The sequence below is a fragment of the Streptomyces sp. NPDC054794 genome (assembly GCF_053611585.1).
Window position 1 is genome coordinate 162,034 of sequence record NZ_JBSHAQ010000007.1, and the last position, 18,105, is coordinate 180,138.

General features: G+C 72.0%; 17 protein-coding genes and 1 pseudogene. 13 read left to right on the top strand and 5 right to left on the bottom strand.

Annotated features, from left to right (window positions below):
* Positions 1-16 precede the first annotated feature (16 nt).
* The 7 genes and pseudogenes from ACWGKT_RS09720 to ACWGKT_RS09750 all read left to right on the top strand — a co-directional run.
* Positions 17-199: pseudogene (locus tag ACWGKT_RS09720) on the top strand (TIGR03086 family metal-binding protein); the annotation flags it as partial.
* Between the two features lie 127 nt (positions 200-326).
* Positions 327-1,079, top strand: a complete 753-nt coding sequence (locus ACWGKT_RS09725) for an MBL fold metallo-hydrolase (RefSeq protein ID WP_356143094.1) — start codon at positions 327-329, stop codon at positions 1,077-1,079.
* 120 nt (positions 1,080-1,199) lie between these two features.
* Positions 1,200-1,880, top strand: coding sequence for a GntR family transcriptional regulator (locus ACWGKT_RS09730; protein WP_453273148.1), 681 nt, complete (start codon positions 1,200-1,202; stop codon positions 1,878-1,880).
* Positions 1,877-2,788: a dihydrodipicolinate synthase family protein gene (locus tag ACWGKT_RS09735; protein WP_453273149.1), complete on the top strand. Its 912-nt coding sequence runs from the start codon at positions 1,877-1,879 to the stop codon at positions 2,786-2,788. Before ACWGKT_RS09730 ends, ACWGKT_RS09735 begins: the two co-directional genes overlap by 4 nt.
* On the top strand, positions 2,785-4,581 hold the full coding sequence (gene araD, locus ACWGKT_RS09740) for an L-arabinonate dehydratase (RefSeq protein ID WP_453273150.1): 1,797 nt from the start codon (positions 2,785-2,787) through the stop codon (positions 4,579-4,581). The genes ACWGKT_RS09735 and araD overlap by 4 nt, the downstream gene beginning before the upstream one ends.
* A 75-nt stretch (positions 4,582-4,656) precedes the next feature.
* Positions 4,657-5,454: an HAD family acid phosphatase gene (locus ACWGKT_RS09745; RefSeq protein WP_453273151.1), complete on the top strand. Its 798-nt coding sequence runs from the start codon at positions 4,657-4,659 to the stop codon at positions 5,452-5,454.
* 378 nt (positions 5,455-5,832) lie between these two features.
* Positions 5,833-7,284 (top strand): NCS2 family permease, encoded by a 1,452-nt coding sequence (locus ACWGKT_RS09750; RefSeq protein ID WP_356143084.1) that lies wholly within the window; start codon positions 5,833-5,835, stop codon positions 7,282-7,284.
* A 61-nt stretch (positions 7,285-7,345) separates the two neighbouring features.
* Here the strand turns inward: ACWGKT_RS09750 and ACWGKT_RS09755 are convergent, their stop codons facing one another.
* From ACWGKT_RS09755 to ACWGKT_RS09775, 5 genes are all read right to left on the bottom strand, one after another.
* Positions 7,346-8,800, bottom strand: coding sequence for a peptidoglycan D,D-transpeptidase FtsI family protein (locus ACWGKT_RS09755; protein ID WP_453273152.1), 1,455 nt, complete (start codon positions 8,798-8,800; stop codon positions 7,346-7,348).
* Positions 8,801-8,853: 53 nt separating this feature from the next.
* Positions 8,854-9,516 carry a response regulator gene (locus tag ACWGKT_RS09760; protein ID WP_453273153.1) on the bottom strand — a complete coding sequence of 221 codons (663 nt, stop codon included), beginning with the start codon at positions 9,514-9,516 and terminating at the stop codon, positions 8,854-8,856.
* Positions 9,513-10,763 (bottom strand): sensor histidine kinase, encoded by a 1,251-nt coding sequence (locus ACWGKT_RS09765; protein ID WP_453273154.1) that lies wholly within the window; start codon positions 10,761-10,763, stop codon positions 9,513-9,515. The genes ACWGKT_RS09760 and ACWGKT_RS09765 overlap by 4 nt, the downstream gene beginning before the upstream one ends.
* Positions 10,760-11,728, bottom strand: coding sequence for a hypothetical protein (locus ACWGKT_RS09770; protein ID WP_453273155.1), 969 nt, complete (start codon positions 11,726-11,728; stop codon positions 10,760-10,762). The genes ACWGKT_RS09765 and ACWGKT_RS09770 overlap by 4 nt, the downstream gene beginning before the upstream one ends.
* A gap of 86 nt (positions 11,729-11,814) precedes the next feature.
* Positions 11,815-12,588, bottom strand: coding sequence for an IclR family transcriptional regulator (locus ACWGKT_RS09775; RefSeq protein ID WP_453273156.1), 774 nt, complete (start codon positions 12,586-12,588; stop codon positions 11,815-11,817).
* A 155-nt stretch (positions 12,589-12,743) separates the two neighbouring features.
* Here ACWGKT_RS09775 and ACWGKT_RS09780 point away from each other — a divergent pair, with 155 nt between their 5' ends.
* The 6 genes from ACWGKT_RS09780 to ACWGKT_RS09805 all read left to right on the top strand — a co-directional run bounded on the left by ACWGKT_RS09780 (position 12,744) and on the right by ACWGKT_RS09805 (position 18,104).
* The gene (locus ACWGKT_RS09780) at positions 12,744-14,273 is read left to right on the top strand and encodes an aldehyde dehydrogenase (NADP(+)) (RefSeq protein ID WP_453273157.1); all 1,530 of its coding nucleotides are present in this window, start codon (positions 12,744-12,746) and stop codon (positions 14,271-14,273) included.
* Positions 14,274-14,317: 44 nt separating this feature from the next.
* The gene (locus tag ACWGKT_RS09785) at positions 14,318-14,926 is read left to right on the top strand and encodes a DUF1349 domain-containing protein (protein ID WP_356143072.1); all 609 of its coding nucleotides are present in this window, start codon (positions 14,318-14,320) and stop codon (positions 14,924-14,926) included.
* A 48-nt stretch (positions 14,927-14,974) separates the two neighbouring features.
* A complete protein-coding gene (locus ACWGKT_RS09790) occupies positions 14,975-15,493 on the top strand; it encodes an N-acetyltransferase family protein (protein ID WP_453273158.1) in 519 nt (172 codons plus the stop codon).
* Between the two features lie 75 nt (positions 15,494-15,568).
* A complete protein-coding gene (locus ACWGKT_RS09795) occupies positions 15,569-16,294 on the top strand; it encodes a DsbA family oxidoreductase (protein ID WP_453273159.1) in 726 nt (241 codons plus the stop codon).
* A gap of 97 nt (positions 16,295-16,391) precedes the next feature.
* Entirely contained in the window at positions 16,392-17,453 is a 1,062-nt protein-coding gene (locus tag ACWGKT_RS09800; RefSeq protein WP_453273160.1) for an aminotransferase class V-fold PLP-dependent enzyme, read from the top strand.
* Positions 17,454-17,510: 57 nt separating this feature from the next.
* Positions 17,511-18,104 carry an RNA polymerase sigma factor gene (locus ACWGKT_RS09805; RefSeq protein ID WP_453273161.1) on the top strand — a complete coding sequence of 198 codons (594 nt, stop codon included), beginning with the start codon at positions 17,511-17,513 and terminating at the stop codon, positions 18,102-18,104.
* Position 18,105: the final 1 nt, after the last annotated feature.

Sequence of the window (18,105 nt, forward strand, 5' to 3'; positions counted from 1 at the left end):
GGCCCAGCAGCGGCCCGCGGAGGGCCTGACCTACGAACCCGACCCCGCCGCCCTGGAGGCGTCCTACGGCTTCCTCCGCGCCGCGGCCGACCCGTCCGGCAACGGCCCCTTCGGCCCCGCCGTCCCGGTCCCCGCCGACGCCCCTCTCCTGGCCCGCGCACTGGGTCTGAGCGGCAGAAACCCGGAGTGGAAGCCGTAGCCGACCCGGCCCGGCGGCCACCCGCACCGCCGCGTCCGTCCCGCGCCCGCGGGCTCCCCGCCGCCCGGCCGGCCCGGCGGTTCGATTTCCGGCGTGATCAAGTGCGCGGCGACATTACGCTCCCCGCATGCACCTCACGCTCACCGTCCTCGGCACCGCCTCCCCGCACCCCCGGCCCGGTCGCCCCTGCTCCGGGTACCTGCTGCGCGGCGGCGGCGCGGAGGTGTGGGTGGACGCCGGGCCCGGCACGTTCGCCGAGCTGCAGCGGCACACGGACCCCGCCCGGCTCACGGCGATCTGGATCTCGCACCTGCACGCCGACCACAGCGCCGACCTGCTCGCCGCCGCCTACGCCTTCGCGTTCGGCGGGCTCACCCCGGCCGCACCGATCCCCGTCTACGCCCCGCAGGAGTGCGCGCGGCGGCTCGCGGGCTTCTTCGGCAAACCGGACCTGGACTTCCTGAGCGGCATCCTCGACTTCCGCCCCTTGTTCGACGGCCACACCGTCCAGCACTGGAACCTCCGCCTCACCACGCGCGCCGTCCGCCACGGCATCGAGGCGTACGGCCTGCGCGCCGAGTCCCAGGGGAGCGTCCTGGCGTACTCCGGGGACAGCGGTCCGTGCGCCGCGCTCGTCGAGCTCGCCGCCACCGCCGACGTGTTCCTGTGCGAGGCGGACATCGACGAGCATCGCCAGGGCGAACAGGTCCATCTCACCCCGGAGGACGCGGGCCGCATCGCCCGCGAGGCGCACGTACGGGAACTGCTCGTCACCCACGTCGGCCCCACGCTGGCTCCTCAGACGGCGACCGCCCGGGCCGCGGTGGCCTTCGGCCGGCCCACCGACACCGCCCGGGAGGGCGACACCAGGGTCATCTGATCCCGGCCGCACCTCCTCGGGCGGCCTTTGTCAGAAGCATTGACGGGACACGGGGCCGCTCCTACCTTCGACGCGTCGTACTTCATACGTCATATATGAGACGCGATACGTGAGGCGCGCATGACCTCTGTGCCGACACCGACTCCGACACCGATCCCGTCCCGGACGCAGTTCGTGCTGGACGCGATCAAGCACCGCATCCTCACCGGACAGCTGCCCCCGGGCCAGGCCCTGGTCGAGACCGAGCTCGCCGCACAGTTCGGGGTCTCCAAGACCCCGGTGCGCGAGGCGCTCAAGACCCTGGCCGGGACCGGACTGGTCGTGATGAGCCAATACAAGGGCGTCACCGTGCGCAGGGTGGACGCGGACATGGCACGCGAGGTCTACGACGTCCGGCTGCTCCTCGAACCCGAGGCGCTCCGGCGCGCCGTGCGCCGCGGAGCCTCCCTGGACGCCGCCCTCGACGCGCTGACCCGGGCCGACGCGGCCACCGACACCGCCGAACGCTCCCTGGCCAACCGGGAGTTCCACCGCGCCCTCTACCTCCCGTGCGGCAACCCGCTGCTCGGCCGGATGCTCGACGAGGTCCGTGACCAGGCCGCCCTCGTCTCCACCGTCGCCTGGGCCGCCGAACCGTCCTGGGAGCGGGAGGCCGACGAGCACCGGGAGATCCTGCGGCTCGCCCTGGAGGGCGACGCGGACGGCGCGGCGGAGGCGCTGCACGCCCACATCGCGTCGTTCGTCCGGCGGGCGTTCCCGCGGGCCTCCGACGAGCCCCGAGCGGAGGAGGGGCATAGGTGAGCGGCGTGACGTTCGAGACCCAACGGGCGGCCCTGGCCGAGGTGGTGGCGATCCCGGTGACCCCGTTCGCCGCGGACGGTACCGTCGACCGGGACGTCCACCGGGCCCTGCTGCGCAGACTCCTCGACAGCGGCGTCACCACCCTCACCCCCAACGGCAACACCGGCGAGTTCTACGCCCTCACCCCCGAGGAACGCCGCCTCGTCACCGAGCTGACCGTCGACGAGGCGGGGGACCGGGGCACCGTCCTCGTGGGCGTCGGCCACGACGTCCCCACCGCCGTCGCCTCCGCCCGCCACGCCCGCGAGCTCGGCGCGCAGTTGGTGATGGTCCACCAGCCCGTCCATCCGTACGTCGCGCAGAGCGGCTGGGTCGACTACCACCGCGCGATCGCCGCGGCCGTCCCCGAACTGGGCGTCGTCCCGTACATCCGCGACGCCCAGCTGCCCGGCGCCCGCCTCGCCGAGCTCGCCGACGCCTGTCCGAACGTCATCGGCGTCAAGTACGCGGTCCCGGACGCCGCCCGCTTCGCCGCCTTCTCCCGGGACGCGGGTCTCGATCGCTTCGTGTGGGTCGCCGGTCTCGCCGAGCCGTACGCCCCCTCGTACTTCTCGGCGGGGGCCACCGGCTTCACCTCCGGGCTCGTCAACGTCGCCCCGGTCGTTTCGCTGCACATGATCGAAGCGCTTCGATCCGGCGACCACCCCGCCGCCATGAGGGTCTGGGAGCGGATCCGCCGCTTCGAGGAACTGCGCGCCGCCAACGGCTCCGCCGACAACGTCACCGTCGTCAAGGAGGCCCTCGCCGCCCTCGGCCTGTGCCGCCGCGAGGTCCGCCCGCCCAGCGGGCAACTGCCCGAGGACGCGCGCGCGGAGGTCGCCGCCATCGTCGCGGGATGGCCGACATGACGACCGACAGGAAGGCAAGGAAGGCCAAGAATGACAGGAATGACAGGAATGACAGGAATGACAGGAATGACAGGAAGCAAGGGGCGGAGCTCAGAAGCCACCAGTGGTACGGCACCGACGGACTGCGCTCCTTCAGCCACCGCGCCCGCACCCGCCAGCTCGGCTATCTGCCCGAGGAACACCTGGGCAAGCCGGTCATCGCGATCCTGAACACCTGGTCGGACATCAACCCCTGCCACGTGCACCTGAGGGACCGGGCCCAGGCCGTCAAACGCGGGGTGTGGCAGGCCGGCGGCTTCCCGCTCGAATTCCCGGTCGCCACCCTCAGCGAGACCTTCCAGAAGCCGACCCCGATGCTCTACCGCAACCTGCTCTCGATGGAGACCGAGGAGCTGCTGCGGTCCTACCCGGTCGACGGCGCCGTCCTGCTCGGCGGCTGCGACAAGTCCACGCCCGCCCTGCTCATGGGGGCCGCGAGCGTCGACCTGCCCACGGTGTTCGTGCCCGCCGGGCCGATGCTGCCGGGCCACTGGCGGGGCGAGGTCCTGGGCTCCGGCACCGACATGTGGAAGTACTGGGACGACAGGCGCGCCGGCCTCATCGGCGACTGCGAGCTGGCCGAGCTGGAGAGCGGCCTGGCCCGCTCGCCCGGCCACTGCATGACCATGGGTACGGCCTCCACGCTCACCGCCGCCGCCGAGGCGCTCGGGGTGACCCTCCCGGGCGCCTCCAGCATCCCGGCCGTGGACTCCGGGCACGAGCGGATGGCCGCCGCGTCGGGCCTGCGCGCCGTCGAACTGGTCCACCGGGACCGCAGGCTGTCCGAGATCCTCACCCGCGAGGCCTTCGAGGACGCGGTCACCACGGTCCTCGGGCTCGGCGGCTCGACCAACGCCGTCATCCATCTGATCGCCATGGCGGGCCGCGCGGGGGTGCGGCTCACCCTCGACGACTTCGACCGCGTCGCCCGCACGGTCCCGGTCCTCGCCAACGTTCGCCCCGGCGGACGGACGTACCTGATGGAGGACTTCCACTTCGCGGGCGGACTGCCCGGGTTCCTCTCCCGCATCACCGACCTGCTCCACCTGGACCGGCCGACGGTCTCGTACGACACCCTGCGCGAGCAGCTCGCCGGCGCCCGGGTGCACCACGACGACGTCATCCGGCCCCGCGACAACCCGGTCGCGAGCGAGGGCGGGGTCGCCGTCCTGCGCGGCAACCTGTGCCCGGACGGCGCGGTCATCAAGCACATCGCCGCCGAGCCGCACCTGCTGCGGCACACCGGTCCGGCGGTCGTCTTCGACGACTACTGGACCATGCAACGCACCATCGACGACCCGGGGTTGGACATCACCGCCGACAGCGTGCTGGTCCTGCGGGGCGCCGGTCCCAAGGGCGGCCCGGGCATGCCCGAGTACGGCATGCTCCCCATCCCGGACCACCTGCTCAGGCAGGGCGTGCGGGACATGGTGCGGATCTCCGACGCCCGGATGAGCGGCACGAGTTACGGCGCCTGCGTGCTGCACGTGGCGCCCGAGTCGCACGTCGGGGGACCGCTGGCGCTGGTGCGCACCGGCGACTCCATCACCCTGGACGTCCAGGCGCGCACGCTGCGACTCGACCTGGACGACGCGGAGCTGGCGCGCAGGCGGGCCGACTGGACGCCGCCGCCCGCCCGTTACGAACGCGGCTACGGTGCGCTCTACACCGAGCAGATCACCCAGGCCGACACCGGCTGTGACTTCGAGTTCCTGGCACGACCGGGCAAGGTGCCGGACCCGTACGCCGGCTGAACACTCGGCTCGACTCCATATCGATCACGCAAAAGGTCTCGCGCTACCCCGGGTGACGCGCGTAGAAAACCTGTCATGCATAAATCACTTCGCATCGCGGCGGCCACCGCCGCCTGTGTCCTCGCCGGAGGAGCCCTGTACGGCGCCGGCGCGGCAACCGCCGACCAGCGGACGGCGAACTCCACCCACGAGCCCTACAACATCGGGCAGTTGGTGAAGGACATCGACACGTACTACGGCACCACCGCCGACAGCAACGGCGTGTACCAGGCGTCCCCGGACAGCCCGTACGCCAAGGACCTCGCGCGCCTCGACGCCGACGCCAAGCGCTACATCGACCGCGCGGCGCGCAAGGCGCTGCACCGGGGCGAGAAGCCCGCGGTCGTCTTCGACATCGACGACACGCTGCTGCTCAGCCTCGACTACGAGAAGAAGACCAACTACACGTACAACGGCACCACCTGGGCCGAGTACGTGGCCAAGGCCGACCGTCCGGCCGTCTTCGGCAGCCCGGAGCTGGTCCGGTACGCCGAGTCCAAGGGCGTCGAGGTCTTCTACAACTCCGGCCTGAAGGAGTCCCAGCGCTCCGCCGCGGTCGAGAACCTGAAGAAGATCGGTGTCGACGTGAACCTCGACGCCGACCACATGTTCCTCAAGGATGCGGCCAACCCGCCGTCCTACCTGGGCGACTGCGCCACCCCGGGCACCTGGAACTGCACGACCGTGCAGTACAAGGGCGGCACCCGCGAGCACATCGAGGACGACCTCGGGTACGAGATCATCGCCAACTTCGGCGACCAGTACTCGGACCTGGACGGCGGCTACGCCGACCGGACCTACAAGCTGCCGAACCCGACGTACTTCGTGAGCTGACCCTCACGCGTCGATGACGAGGAACGCCCCCACCGGTGGTCACCGGTGGGGGCGTTCGCTCGCCGGTCGAGGGGGGCTCTGACCGGCGATGCCGGCTGAGGGGGGCTCAGACCGGCGATACCGGCCGAGGGGGGCTCAGGCCGGTAGATCGGGCTACTGGAAGAGACGCTGAAAGGGGAGGTGAGGTTGTGTCCCCGGTGCGAATCCGTGGTGCGGGTGTTCGAGTCGCTTCACCGGGGTGAGCCGTACGCGGATCCGGCCGACGTAGGGAAAGCCGAACCCGATTCCGTAACACGGAGAAAACCTGAAACCGGTTCAACGGGGGAACAATCCAGCCAGCATCCGCACCCGAACACTCAGGCGACGAGGAGGACGACCATGTCCGAGACGCAGAAGGTGGACGACCGGCCAAGTGCCGCGCCACCCCAGGCAGGCGCCGTAGACCGGTACTTCAAGGTCTCCGAACGGGGATCCAGTTTCGGCCGGGAGATACGCGGCGGCTTCGCCACGTTCTTCACCATGGCCTACATCCTTGTCCTGAATCCGATCATCCTGGGCAGCGCCAAGGACAAGTTCGGCCACTCCCTCGACACCGGCCAACTGGTCACCGCCACCGCCCTGGTGGCCTGTGTGATGACGATCATCATGGGCGTCGGCGGCAACCTCCCGCTCGCCATCGCCGCCGGGCTCGGCCTCAACGCCGTCGTCGCCTTCCAGCTCGCCCCGCTGATGAGCTGGGCCGACGCGATGGGCCTCGTCGTCCTCGAAGGCGCCCTGATCTGCGTCCTGGTCCTCACCGGGCTGCGGGAAGCGATCATGAACGCGATCCCGCAGCAGCTCAAGCAGGCCATCGGCGTCGGCATCGGCCTGTTCATCGCGTTCATCGGATTCGTCGACGCCGGGTTCGTCAGCCGCATCCCGGACGCCGCGCACACCACCGTGCCGGTGCAGCTGGGCGCCGTCGGCCGGCTCACCGGCTGGCCCGTCCTCGTCTTCTGTCTCGGCGTGCTGCTGACCATCGCGCTGGTCGCGCGGAAGGTGAAGGGCGCGATCCTCATCAGCATCGTGACCATGACCGTCGTCGCGATCGTCATCAACGCCGTCGCCGACATCAAGAGTTGGGGCCTGACCACCCCGAAGGTGCCCGACAAGATCGTCGACACCCCGGACTTCGGACTCGTCGGTCACTTCAGCCTGTTCGGCGGCTTCGCCGAGGCCGGGGTCCTCACCGCCGTCCTGCTGGTCTTCACCCTCATCCTGTCGGACTTCTTCGACGCCATGGGCACGATCGTCGGCATCAGCGCGGAGGCCGGGCTGCTCGACGAGAAGGGGCAGGTGCCGGGCATCGGCCGCGTCCTGTTCATCGACGGCGCCGCGGCCGTGGCCGGCGGTGTCGGCTCGGCCTCCTCCAACACCGCGTACATCGAGTCCGCGGCCGGGGTCGGCGAGGGCGCCCGCACCGGATTCGCCAACCTGATCACCGGCGGGCTCTTCGGTCTCGCGCTCTTCCTCACGCCGCTGCTGACCATCGTGCCGCTGCAGGCGGCGGCGCCCGCGCTGATCGCCGTGGGGTTCTTGATGATGACCCACGTCAAGCACATCGACTGGGACAAGTACGAGATCGCGATCCCGGCGTTCCTGACCATCGCCGCGATGCCGTTCACCTACTCGATCACCGACGGCATCGGTGCGGGCTTCGTGGCCTACGTGCTCATCAAGTCGGTGCTGGGGAAGGCCAAGGAGGTCAACTGGCTGTTGTGGGCCGTCTCGGCACTGTTCCTGGTGTACTTCGCGATCGATCCCGTGGAGCAGGTGCTGGGCGTGAAGTGAGGAACGTGACGCCGCGCGGCCGGCGCGGGTTCGCCGTGGCCGGCCGCGCCGCTTTTGGGCGCTACTTCAACGCCGCCTGCATCATCGCCTTGGCCACGGGAGCCGCGAGGCCGTTGCCGCTGACCTCCGAGCGTGCCGCGTCCGACTGTTCCACCATGACCGCCACGGCGACCTCCTTGCCGTTGCTGTCGGACTTGCCGTAGGAGGTGAACCAGGCGTACGGGGTCTTGCTGTTGTTCTCGCCGTGCTGGGCCGTGCCCGTCTTGCCGCCCACGGTCGCACCGTCGATCAACGCGTTCGTGCCCGTGCCGTCCTTGACGACCGTCTCCATCGCCGACCGCAGCTGCTCGGCGGTGGAGGAGCTCACGATCTCCTCGCTGTCCGCGTCGTCGTCGTAGTTCTTCAGCACATCGCCGCCGCTGTCGGTGATCCGCGACACCATGTGCGGCGAGACCAGCTTGCCGCCGTTGGCTATGGCCGCCGACACCATGGCCATCTGCAGGGGGGTCGCCGTGACGTCGAACTGGCCGATGCCGGACAGGGCCGTCTGCGCCTTGTCCATCTTCGACGGGTAGACGCTGGCGTAGGCCCGGACCGGGACGTCCCGTTCGTCGTCGTTGAAGCCGAACTTCTCGGCCATCGCCTTCACCTTGTCCTGGCCCAGGTCGACGGCCAGCTTGCCGAAGACGTTGTTGCAGGAGTACCGCAGGGCGTCGCGGAGCGGAGCGTTCTTGCAGGGCGCCGACTTGTTCTCGTTGGCGAGGACCCGGGTGGTGCCGGGCAGGGTGTACGGGTCGGGGCTGTCGGTGGGCTCGTCCACGTTCTTGTACAGCCCCTCCTCCAGCGCGGCCGCCGCCACGACCAGCTTGAACGTCGAGCCCGGCGGCAGCGGCTGGCGCAGCGCGCGGTTGGTCAGCGGCTTGTCCTGGTCGGCGTTGAGGCTCTTCCAGGCCGTCCCGGCGGTGTTGGCGTCGGTGAGGGCGGCCGGGTCGTACGACGGGGTCGACACCGCCGCGAGGATCTTCCCGGTCCGCGGGTCGATCGCGACGGCCCCGCCCTTCTTGCCGCCCAGCGCCCGGTACGCCGCCTTCTGCACGTCCGGGTCGATGGTCGTGACCACGTCGCCCGGCTCGGCACGCTTGGCGGTGAGGGTGTCCATGACGGTCTTGAGCCGGGTGTCCGTGCCGTTGAGCAGGTCCTGGTAGATGCCCTCCAGCTGCGTCGGCGCGTAGGCCTGCGAGGCGTAGCCCGTCACCGCGGCGTACAGCTCGCCGTTCTTGTACGTCCGCTTGTACGCGAGGTCACCGCCCCTGGTGCGCGTCGAGCCGGTGACGGAGTCGCCGGCCACGATGATGTTCCCGAGCGGGTCCGCGTACGTCTTGATCGCGTTGCGCCGGTTGTTCTTGTCGTCCGCGAGGGCCTTGCCGTCGTAGAACTGCACCCATGTCGCCCTGATCACCAGCGCGAGCACGAGCAGCAGCACGAAGACGGACGCCCGCCTGATCGTCTTGTTCATCCCAGACAGAAGACGACCGGGAGAGGGGACTCGTTCCCGTACGTCCGCTTTTCTCATCGCGCATTCATGAAGCCCGCCTCGTACGCGGCGATCACCGCCTGGGTGCGGTCCCGGGTGCCTGTCTTGGCGAGGACCGCCGCGACGTGCGTCTTCACGGTCGCGGGGCCGACCTCCATGAGCCGGGCGATCTCGGCGTTGGTGAGCCCGGCCGCCAGGTGCCGCAGCACCTCGCTCTCCCGGCCCGTGAGCCGCGCCACCCAGGCGGGAGGCGCGGGCTCCGCGCGGGCGTGTGCGGCGGCCAGCGCCCGCACGGCCGACGGGAACAGCAGGCTGTCGGTGCGCGCCACCAGCCGTACCGCCTGTACGAGCGCGTCGGCGTCGGCCCGCTTGAGCAGGAAGCCACAGGCCCCGGCGCGCAGGGCGTCGTACACGTAGGAGTCGTTCTCGAAGGTGGTCACGACGACGACGCGGGGCGGTGCGGCGAGCGTCGCCAGGATCTGTTCGGTGGCCCGGATGCCGTCGACCTCCGGCATGCGCACGTCCATCAGGACCACGTCGGGCCGCAGATCCCGTACGACCGACACGGCCTCGGCCCCGGTCGCCGCCTCGCCGACGACCTCCAGGTCCGGCTCGGCGGAGAGGATGGCGCGCAGGGCGGTGCGGACCATGCGCTCGTCGTCGGCGAGGACGACCCGGATCGTCGTGAGGCGGGTCATGCGGCTCCCTTCATCGGCAGTCGTACGTGCAGCCGCCACGTCTCCCCGGCCGGGCCGGCGGTGACCGTGCCGCCCAGCAGGCGCACCCGGTCCGCGATGCCGCGCAGGCCGTGGCCGCCGCCGGGGCGGGAGGGGCAGGGGGCGCCCAGCGGATTCTCGACGGTGATCGCCAGCTGCTCGTCGGCGACCTCTATCCGTAAGGCGGCCTCGACCTGTCCGCCCGCGTGCTTGAGCACGTTGCTCAGTCCCTCCTGCACGATGCGGTAGGCCTCGCGGTTCAGCGGCCCCGGCAGCGCGGCCGGATCGGCGGTGACGGTCGCCGTGACGCACTGCCCGCCCGCCCGGGTGCGCCGCAGCAGTCCGTCGAGGTCGGCCGCGAGGGTCGGCGCGGGTGCGGTGCCGGGGGCGTCGCCGTCCCGCAGCACGCCGAGCACCGCGTCGAGTTCGCCCACCGTGCGCCGGGTGGTGTCCTCGATCGCGGCGAGGGCCTCGCGGACGAACTCCGGGTCGGTGTCCAGGACCCGGCGGGCCGCGCTCGCCTGGAGGGTCACGGCGCTCAGCGCGTGTCCGACGGAGTCGTGCAACTCGCGGGCGAGCCGGTTGCGTACGGCGAGGTCGGCCGCGCGTGCCTCGGCCGCCGCCAGCCGGTCCTCCGGGGTGGGTCCGAGCAGCGCGGGCGCCCAGCGGGCGAGCAGCGCGCCGGCGCCGGCCGCGCACCCGGCGAGCGCCAGCAGCGTGGCGACCCCGGCGACCGGCGCGAGTGCCAGCGCCCAGGTGTGGTCGAAGACCGCGGGCAGTGCGAGCCGTGTGTCGCGCAGCCACGAGAAGAGCGGCAGCACGATCAGCACCGCCGCGAACGGCGGCACGGCGAGGGACATCCCCGAGACGATCCCGCCGAATCCCAGGTGCAGCGTGAACCAGGCCGCCGTCCGCCCCCTCGCGGCCCGGGTCCGGGCGGGACCGTGGGCCAGCGCGTCCGGGGGCACGCCGCACAGGGCGCGGGCGGCTCCCGTCTCCAGCGGGCGGGTCAGCGGGAACAGGGAGGTGACCGCGGCGATCGGCAACCCCACGGCGAAGGAGCCCAGTTGGACGGGCAGGTCGCCCCAGAAGCGGTCCGAGCCGAGGATGGGCCCGACGATCACCTCGCCGACGAAGACGTACGGCATGGCGAGCGCGCCGCCCAGGATCAGATGGATCCAGCGGCGGCGCGCGGTGCGGCCGAACAGCGGCCGGGCCAACGTCCTCACCGCGCGGGCCGCTTCGGGGCCCGGGCCGACCGCTCGGCGAAGAACCGGGCACCGAGGACCGCGACGAGGATGCCGGTGATCACCTGGCCGGCGTAGGCGAGGTCCAGCAGCCGCGTCGGGCCGTCGGCGCCGTCGTTCACCCCGGTGAGCGGGGCCAGCGCCTGCCACGCGCCCCAGCAGGCCACCGCCCCGGAGCCGACCCAGCCCAGGGCGAGCGGCACACCGACCGGCAGCGGGCGGCCGTGGCGGAAGGCGAGCTGCCAGGCGCCGACGACGGCGGCGGCCAGGAAGCCGACGTACACCACCTCCATCGGTCGGCCGCTGCTCGTGTCCCGCCCGGTCGTGACCCCGCAGGCCCACAGCAGCCGGAGCGTGCCCGGAACCAGTGCGAGCACGGCCGCCGTCACGGCGGTCACCCGCTGCGCGGCAGGCGCACTCTGCGCGGGCAGGTCCCACACCCGCCCCTGCCACAGGTGTCCCCACCGCTCGCGGGCATACTCGACGAAGAGCGCCCCCAGAGCGAGCCCCTGCACAATGAACCCCCCATACACGACCCCGAACACCCACCCGTCGAGGAACGGCCGGTCGTCTCCGCTGTCCGAACCCCCGTGGACGACCAACTGCAGTGGAAATCCCACCATGATCGGCGAGAGAAGTCCCGTGGCGACCCACATCGGCACCGCGAGCAGCCAGGAGGGCACCCGCTGTCCCCACGGCCGGGTCAGCAACAGCGCCAGCACGATGACAGCCGCGTCCATCAGCACGGTGAGCCCATTGGCGACAACCATGGTCATCCGGTGTCTCAGCAACGGACTCCCGTCCGGGATGCCGAGGTGACTCCCGGCGATCCAGGCGAGCTTGAGGCACAGATACGGCAGACAGGCGACGATGGCCACGAGCCGCAGCAGGCGACGGCGGGAGCCGGTGACAACACGGGCCGGGGCGGGAGCGGTTGAGGGGTTCATGCCTCAACGCTCCCGTGCCGACAGGCGGGTCCACCTCCTGCACGACGATGATCCGCCTCCGCCGCACGGGGGAGGCACCGTCCTGCTCAGAGCCTCCGCGTCGCCAGCGTCAGCCGGTCCCGCGCGTCGAACAGCGCGTCCTTGATCAGCTGCTCGTGGGCGGGGGTCAGCCGGGCCACCGGGACCGAGCAGCTGATCGCGTCGCGCGCCGGGGTGCGGTACGGGATGGCGACGCCGAAGCAGCGTAGGCCGAGCGTGTTCTCCTCGCGGTCCACGGCGATGCCCTGCTCGCGGACCTGGTGGAGCTCCTCGATGAGCTGCTCCCGGTCGGTGATGGTGTGCTCGGTGAGTGCGGGCAGCGTCTGAGGCAGGAGCTTGCGGACCTGCTCGTCGGTGTGGGTCGCGAGCAGCGCCTTGCCGAGGGAGGTGGAGTGGGCGGGCAGCCGGCGGCCGACCCGGGTGAAGGGGCGGAGGTAGTGCTGCGACTGGCGGGTGGCCAGGTAGACGACGTTCGTGCCGTCCAGACGGGCCAGGTGGATGGTCTCCGTGGTGTCGTCGGAGAGCCGGTCCAGCGTCGGGCGGGCGGCCGCGACGACCTCGTCGCCGTCGATGTAGGAGGTGCCGACCAGCAGCGCCCGCACCCCGATGCCGTACCGCGTGCCCGTCGCGTCCGTCTCGACCCAGCCGAGGTCGACCAGCGTGCGCAGCAGCATGTAGAGACTGGACTTGGGATAGCCGACCGCCTCCTGGACCGCCGCCAGCGAGTGCATGCCGGGTCGGCCCGCGAAGTATTCGAGCAATTCAACGGTCCGCACCGCGGACTTGACCTGTGCCCCGCCGCCTGTCTCGCCTGCCGACATCGCCCTGACCCCTTCGTTGGACGAGAACCTGGAGATATAGTCTCCGACAGCGTATTCATCATCAGAGACAGCGTTCAGTATATCGAACGCTGCTGGTGGATGACCTAGATACTGCGGCATTGCAGCGGCGATGCGATACAGGTGGAGGGACCCGCGTGGCAGCAGCACCAGTCTGGAGTGTCGACCCGCGTACCGGGAAGCAGCGTGAACAGGTTGCTGTGGAGGCCACCGCCGAAGAGGTGGACACCGCCGTCCGGGCCGCCCACGCCGCGCGCGCCTCGCTCGCCGACCGCGCGGTCCGCTCGGCCTTCCTGCGCTCCGCCGCCGCGGGCCTGGACGCGGCCAAGGACCAGCTGGTCGAGGCCGCCGACGCCGAGACCGCCCTCGGCCCGGTCCGGCTCACCGGCGAACTCGCCCGCACCACCTACCAGTTGCGCGCCTTCGCGGACCTCGTCGACGAGGGCGCCTTCCTCGACGTCATCATCAACCACCCCGACGCCACCGCGACCCCGCCGATCCCGGACCTGCGCCGGTACAAGGTCCCGCTGGGCGTGGTCGCCGTCTACGCGGCCTCCAACTTCCCCTTCGCCTTCTCCGTCGCCGGCGGCGACACCGCGAGCGCGTTGGGCGCGGGCTGCCCGGTGGTCGTCAAGGCCCACCCCGACCACCCGGCCCTGTCCGAGCTGGTCGCCAAGGTGCTGCGCCGGGCCGCGGCCGAGCACGGCATCCCCGCGGGCGTCATCGGCCTGGTGCACGGCTTCGAGGCGGGCATCGAGCTCATCCGGCACCCGCAGGTCGCGGCGGCCGGCTTCACCGGTTCCGTACGGGGCGGCCGTGCCCTCTTCGACGCCGCGGCCGCCCGACCCGTCCCGATCCCCTTCCACGGCGAACTGGGCTCCCTGAACCCCGTCCTCGTCACCGAGGCCGCGGCCGCCGAGCGCGCGGAGGCCATCGGCACCGGACTGGCGGGTTCGATGACCCTGGGCGTCGGCCAGTTCTGCGTGAAGCCCGGCCTGGTGCTCGCCCCGGCCGGCGCGGCGGGCGACCGGCTGGTGAAGACCCTCACCGACGCCGTCAGCAACACCGAGGCGGGCGTCCTGCTGGACCACCGGATGCGGGACAACTTCGTCGCCGGGGTCGCCGAGCGTGCCGCACTGGACGGCGTCGAGTCCCCGGTGACGCCCGGCGCGGGCGGCGAGCACACGGTGAGCGCGGGCTTCCTCACGGTGCCGGCCGGCCGGCTCACGGAGGAAGGGGCGTACGACCTGCTCCTGGAGGAGTGCTTCGGGCCGGTGACGGTCGTCGCGCGCTACGCGGACGAGGGCGAGGCGACCGCCGTCCTGTCCCGGCTGCCCGGCAACCTCACCGCGACCGTCCATCTGTCGGCGGAGGAGTCCGCGGGGGAGGGGCGGGGCGCGGAGATCCTCGCGGAGCTCACCCCGCTCGCCGGGCGCGTGCTCGTCGACAGCTGGCCGACCGGTGTGGCGGTCGCTCCCGCCCAGCACCACGGCGGCCCCTACCCCGCGACGACCTCCACCTCGACGTCCGTGGGCGGTACGGCCGTCGAGCGCTGGCTGCGGCCCGTCGTCTACCAGAACGCCCCCGAGGCACTGCTGCCGAAGGAACTGCGCGATGACAACCCGCTCGGGGTGCCCCGCCGTTTCGACGGCCTTCTCGAACGCTGAACAAACGGGCCCGTAACCGCAGGGGAAGCTGAGACACTCGGCCGATGGACGTGGAACTTCCCGAACTCCCCTTCCCCCTGCGCACCTACGGCCCCGACGGCAACTGGTCCTACGAGGGCGGTGTCCTCACCGGCTGGGCCGGCCCCCGGCAGGACCGGTTCGTGCCGCCCACCGGTGAGGCGCTCGACCCGGCCTCGGACGCGCCCCGGCTGCTCGGGGCGCCCGAGGGCGACTTCCAGCTGATCGCCCGGGTCACCGTCGGCTTCGCGGGCGCCTTCGACGCGGGGGCGCTCTACGTCCACGTCGGCGACCGGGCCTGGGCCAAGCTCTGCCTGGAGTACTCCCCGGACGAGCCCACCGTCTGCACGGTGGTCACCCGGGGGCACTCCGACGACGCCAACGCCTTCACGGTGCGGGGCAGTTCGATCTGGCTGCGGATCAGCCGCACGGGCCGCGCCTTCGCCTTCCACGCCTCCCGCGACGGCGCGCACTGGACGTTCGTCCGCCTCTTCACCCTCGGCGAGGAGAAGGAGACCGACGCGGCACTCGTCGGCTTCATGACCCAGTCGCCGATGGGCGAGGGCTGCGTGGTCACCTACGACCACATCGAGTTCAGGGCCGACTGGCCGGACGACCTGCGCGACGGAAGCTGAGGAGGCGGGCCGCGGAACCGCAGGGGCCGCCGCATCGTCTTCGGCAGCATGATCAGTGAACGTCGGATCAGTGAATCCCGGGTGATCAGGACCGCCCTGGCCGTCGAGACAGAGGTCATCGCCGAGCTGCACCACCGGGCCCGCTCGACCTACTACCCGGACGGCGTCCCCCAAGACGACGTGGACTGGGCCGACGCCTGGCGGAGTTCCATCGAGCGACCGAACGCTCAGGTGCTGTGCGCCGTAGAGCACGGCGCCATCGTCGCTGTCGCCTCCTTCCGCACCCCGGACGGCGCCCCCGCGGAAACGGTCAAGCTGTACCAGTTCCACGTCGACCCCGACCGCTGGCGCTCCGGCATCGGCACGTCCCTGCACGCGGCCTGCGTGGAGGCCTGGCAGGCGGACGGCAGGCGCACCGCGGTGCTCGACGTGCACGTGGACAACGCGCGCGCCCAGGCCTTCTACGCCCGCCGGGGCTGGGTGCCGGACCCGGAGAACCCGCCCGCGGAAGGGGACCACCACCTCTTCCTGCGCCTGACCGTGCCCGGGGCGACACCCGGGGAATGAAACCGGCTGCTTGAACGTTCACGTACCGGGCGGAGAGAGCCTCCGTGCCCGTACGACCCGGAGAGAGCCGAGAACATGCGCGTCGAAATCTGGAGCGACATCGCCTGCCCCTGGTGCTACGTGGGCAAGGCCCGCTTCGAGAAGGCGCTCGCGGCCTTCCCGCACCGCGACGAGGTCGAGGTGGTGCACCGCTCCTTCGAGCTGGACCCGGGCCGCGCGAAGAACGACGTCCAGCCGGTGCCGGCCATGCTCGCCAAGAAGTACGGCATGAGCGAGGCGCAGGCCAGGGCGGGCGAGGACAACCTGGGCGCGCAGGCCGCCGCCGAGGGCCTCGACTACCGCACCCGCGACCGCGACCACGGCAACACCTTCGACATGCACCGCCTGCTGCACTTCGCCAAGGAGCGGGGCAGGCAGGACGAGCTGATCCAGATCCTGTACCGGGCGAACTTCGCCGAGGAGCGCTCCGTCTTCACCGAGGGCGCGGAGCGGCTGGTGGAGCTGGCCGTCGAGGCCGGCCTGGACGCCGACGCCGCCCGCGAGGTGCTCGCCGACCCGGCCGCGTACGCCGACGAGGTCCGCGCCGACGAGCGCGAGGCCGCCGAGCTCGGCGCGAACAGCGTCCCCTTCTTCGTCCTCGACCGCAAGTACGGCGTCTCCGGCGCCCAGCCCGCCGAGGTCTTCACCCGGGCACTCGACCAGGCGTGGGGCGAGCGCTCCCCGCTGCGGCTCCTCGACCAGGGCGGCCGGGGTGACGGGACAACGTGCGGCCCGGACGGGTGCGCGGTCCCGCAGCACTGAGAAACCGCAGCTCGGAGCGGACGTATAAGCGCTGCTTAGCGGATCCACGTAATAATCCGCAATGGACTACGACTTCATTCGGCCGCAGAGTGGACCCATGGAGACCACGGAGACGTTCGAGAGCCTCGTCCGCGCCGAGTTCACCCCCAAGGGCACGTTCCTGAACACCGCGAGCAACGGCCTGCTGCCCGCCCGCACCGTCACCGCCCTGCACGAGGCGGCGCTGCTGCGGGCCGAGGGCCGGCCGCTCACCCCGCTGTTCGAGGACGTGGAGGCCTGCCGGGCCGCGTTCGCCCGGCTCGCCGGCGTCCCCGTCACCCGGGTGGCCGCGGGCGCCTCGGTCGCCGCGCACACCGGCGTGATCGCCGCCTCGCTGCCCGCGGGCGCCGAAGTCCTCACCGCCGAGGACGACTTCACCTCCGTACTGAACCCGTTCCACATGCGCGGCGACCTGAAGATCCGCACGGTCCCGCTGGACCGGATCGCCGAGTCCGTCCGCCCCGGCACCGCGCTCGTCGCGGTCAGCGCCGCGCAGTCCGCCGACGGGCGGATCGCCGACCTGACCGCCCTGCGCGACGCCGCCCGGACGCACGGCGCCCGCACCTACGTCGACTTCTCCCAGGCCGCGGGCTGGCTGCCGATGGACGCCGACGCCTACGACTTCACCGCCGCCGTCTCCTTCAAGTGGCTGCTCGGCCCGCACGGGGCGGCCTTCCTCGTGGTCCCCGAGGACTTCGGCGGGCTGACCCCGGTGCTGGCGGGCTGGGTCGCCGGCGAGGAGCCCTGGGACAGCTGCTACGGCCCCGTCGCCGAACTCGCCCACTCCGCCCGCCGGTTCGACCTCACCCACGCCCTGTTCACCTACGCCGGTCTGCGCCGCTCCCTCGACCTGATCGAGGAGCTCGGCGTGGCCGCCGTGCACGCCCACGACCTGGCCCTCGCCGAACGCTTCCGCGCCGGACTCGCCGCCCTCGGCCACGAGGCACTGCCCGCGCCCGGCTCCGCGATCGTCTCGGTGCCCGGACTCGGCGGCCGGCAGCCCGAGCTGGGCCGGGCCGGCGTCGAGGTCTCCAACCGCTCGGGCAACCTGCGCGCCTCCTTCCACCTGTTCAACACGTCCGCCGACGTCGACCGCCTGCTGGACGTCCTGTCCGCCTGACCCTCTGGCGCGGCGCGCCGCGGACCGCTAGGAAGGGCACCCGGGGGGGTGGTGCCGGTGGACTCCGAGGAGCGGGCACCCGCGGACGCCGACCTGCACCGGCGGCTGGTGTACGGCGACGAGTCCGCGCTGGCCGAGGCGTACACGGCGTACGGCGCGTTGGTGCGGCGGGTCGCGGGGCGGGTCACCCGCAGTCCGGCCGCCGCCGAGGACGTGGCGCAGGAGGTCTTCGCCCAGCTGTGGAGCAGACCGTACGCGTTCGACGCGCGCCGCGGCTCGCTGCGCACCTGGCTGTCCCTGCTGGCCCACCGGCGGGCCGTGGACTGGGTGCGCGGCGAGGCCCGGCACCGCAAGGACGTGTGCGCCGACGACTCCGCGCTGCACGCCATCCCCGAGCCCGGTCCCGGTCCCGACGAGACGGTCGTCGACCGGGAACGCGCCCTGCTCCTGCACTCCGCCCTCGCCGAACTCCCGCAGCCGCAGCGGGAGGTGGTCCACCTCGCCTACTTCGCCGGCCGCAGCTACCGGCAGGCGGCAGTGGAGCTGGGCATTCCCGAGGGCACGGCCAAGACACGGCTGCGCACCGCCCTGCGCACCTTGGCAGAGACTTTGGCCGACCCGACGGATCCCGTGTGGGAAAGGGGCGCATGAT

Excerpts from the sequence above, each read along its gene's own strand:
- ACWGKT_RS09725 (WP_356143094.1), top strand. The coding sequence starts at position 327 with ATGCACCTCACGCTCACCGTCCTCGGCACCGCCTCCCCGCACCCCCGG.
- ACWGKT_RS09730 (WP_453273148.1), top strand. The coding sequence starts at position 1,200 with ATGACCTCTGTGCCGACACCGACTCCGACACCGATCCCGTCCCGGACG.
- araD (WP_453273150.1), top strand. The coding sequence starts at position 2,785 with ATGACGACCGACAGGAAGGCAAGGAAGGCCAAGAATGACAGGAATGAC.
- ACWGKT_RS09745 (WP_453273151.1), top strand. The coding sequence starts at position 4,657 with ATGCATAAATCACTTCGCATCGCGGCGGCCACCGCCGCCTGTGTCCTC.
- ACWGKT_RS09750 (WP_356143084.1), top strand. The coding sequence starts at position 5,833 with ATGTCCGAGACGCAGAAGGTGGACGACCGGCCAAGTGCCGCGCCACCC.
- ACWGKT_RS09755 (WP_453273152.1), bottom strand. The coding sequence starts at position 8,800 with ATGAACAAGACGATCAGGCGGGCGTCCGTCTTCGTGCTGCTGCTCGTG.
- ACWGKT_RS09760 (WP_453273153.1), bottom strand. The coding sequence starts at position 9,516 with ATGACCCGCCTCACGACGATCCGGGTCGTCCTCGCCGACGACGAGCGC.
- ACWGKT_RS09770 (WP_453273155.1), bottom strand. The coding sequence starts at position 11,728 with ATGAACCCCTCAACCGCTCCCGCCCCGGCCCGTGTTGTCACCGGCTCC.
- ACWGKT_RS09775 (WP_453273156.1), bottom strand. The coding sequence starts at position 12,588 with ATGTCGGCAGGCGAGACAGGCGGCGGGGCACAGGTCAAGTCCGCGGTG.
- ACWGKT_RS09785 (WP_356143072.1), top strand. The coding sequence starts at position 14,318 with ATGGACGTGGAACTTCCCGAACTCCCCTTCCCCCTGCGCACCTACGGC.
- ACWGKT_RS09790 (WP_453273158.1), top strand. The coding sequence starts at position 14,975 with ATGATCAGTGAACGTCGGATCAGTGAATCCCGGGTGATCAGGACCGCC.
- ACWGKT_RS09795 (WP_453273159.1), top strand. The coding sequence starts at position 15,569 with ATGCGCGTCGAAATCTGGAGCGACATCGCCTGCCCCTGGTGCTACGTG.
- ACWGKT_RS09800 (WP_453273160.1), top strand. The coding sequence starts at position 16,392 with ATGGAGACCACGGAGACGTTCGAGAGCCTCGTCCGCGCCGAGTTCACC.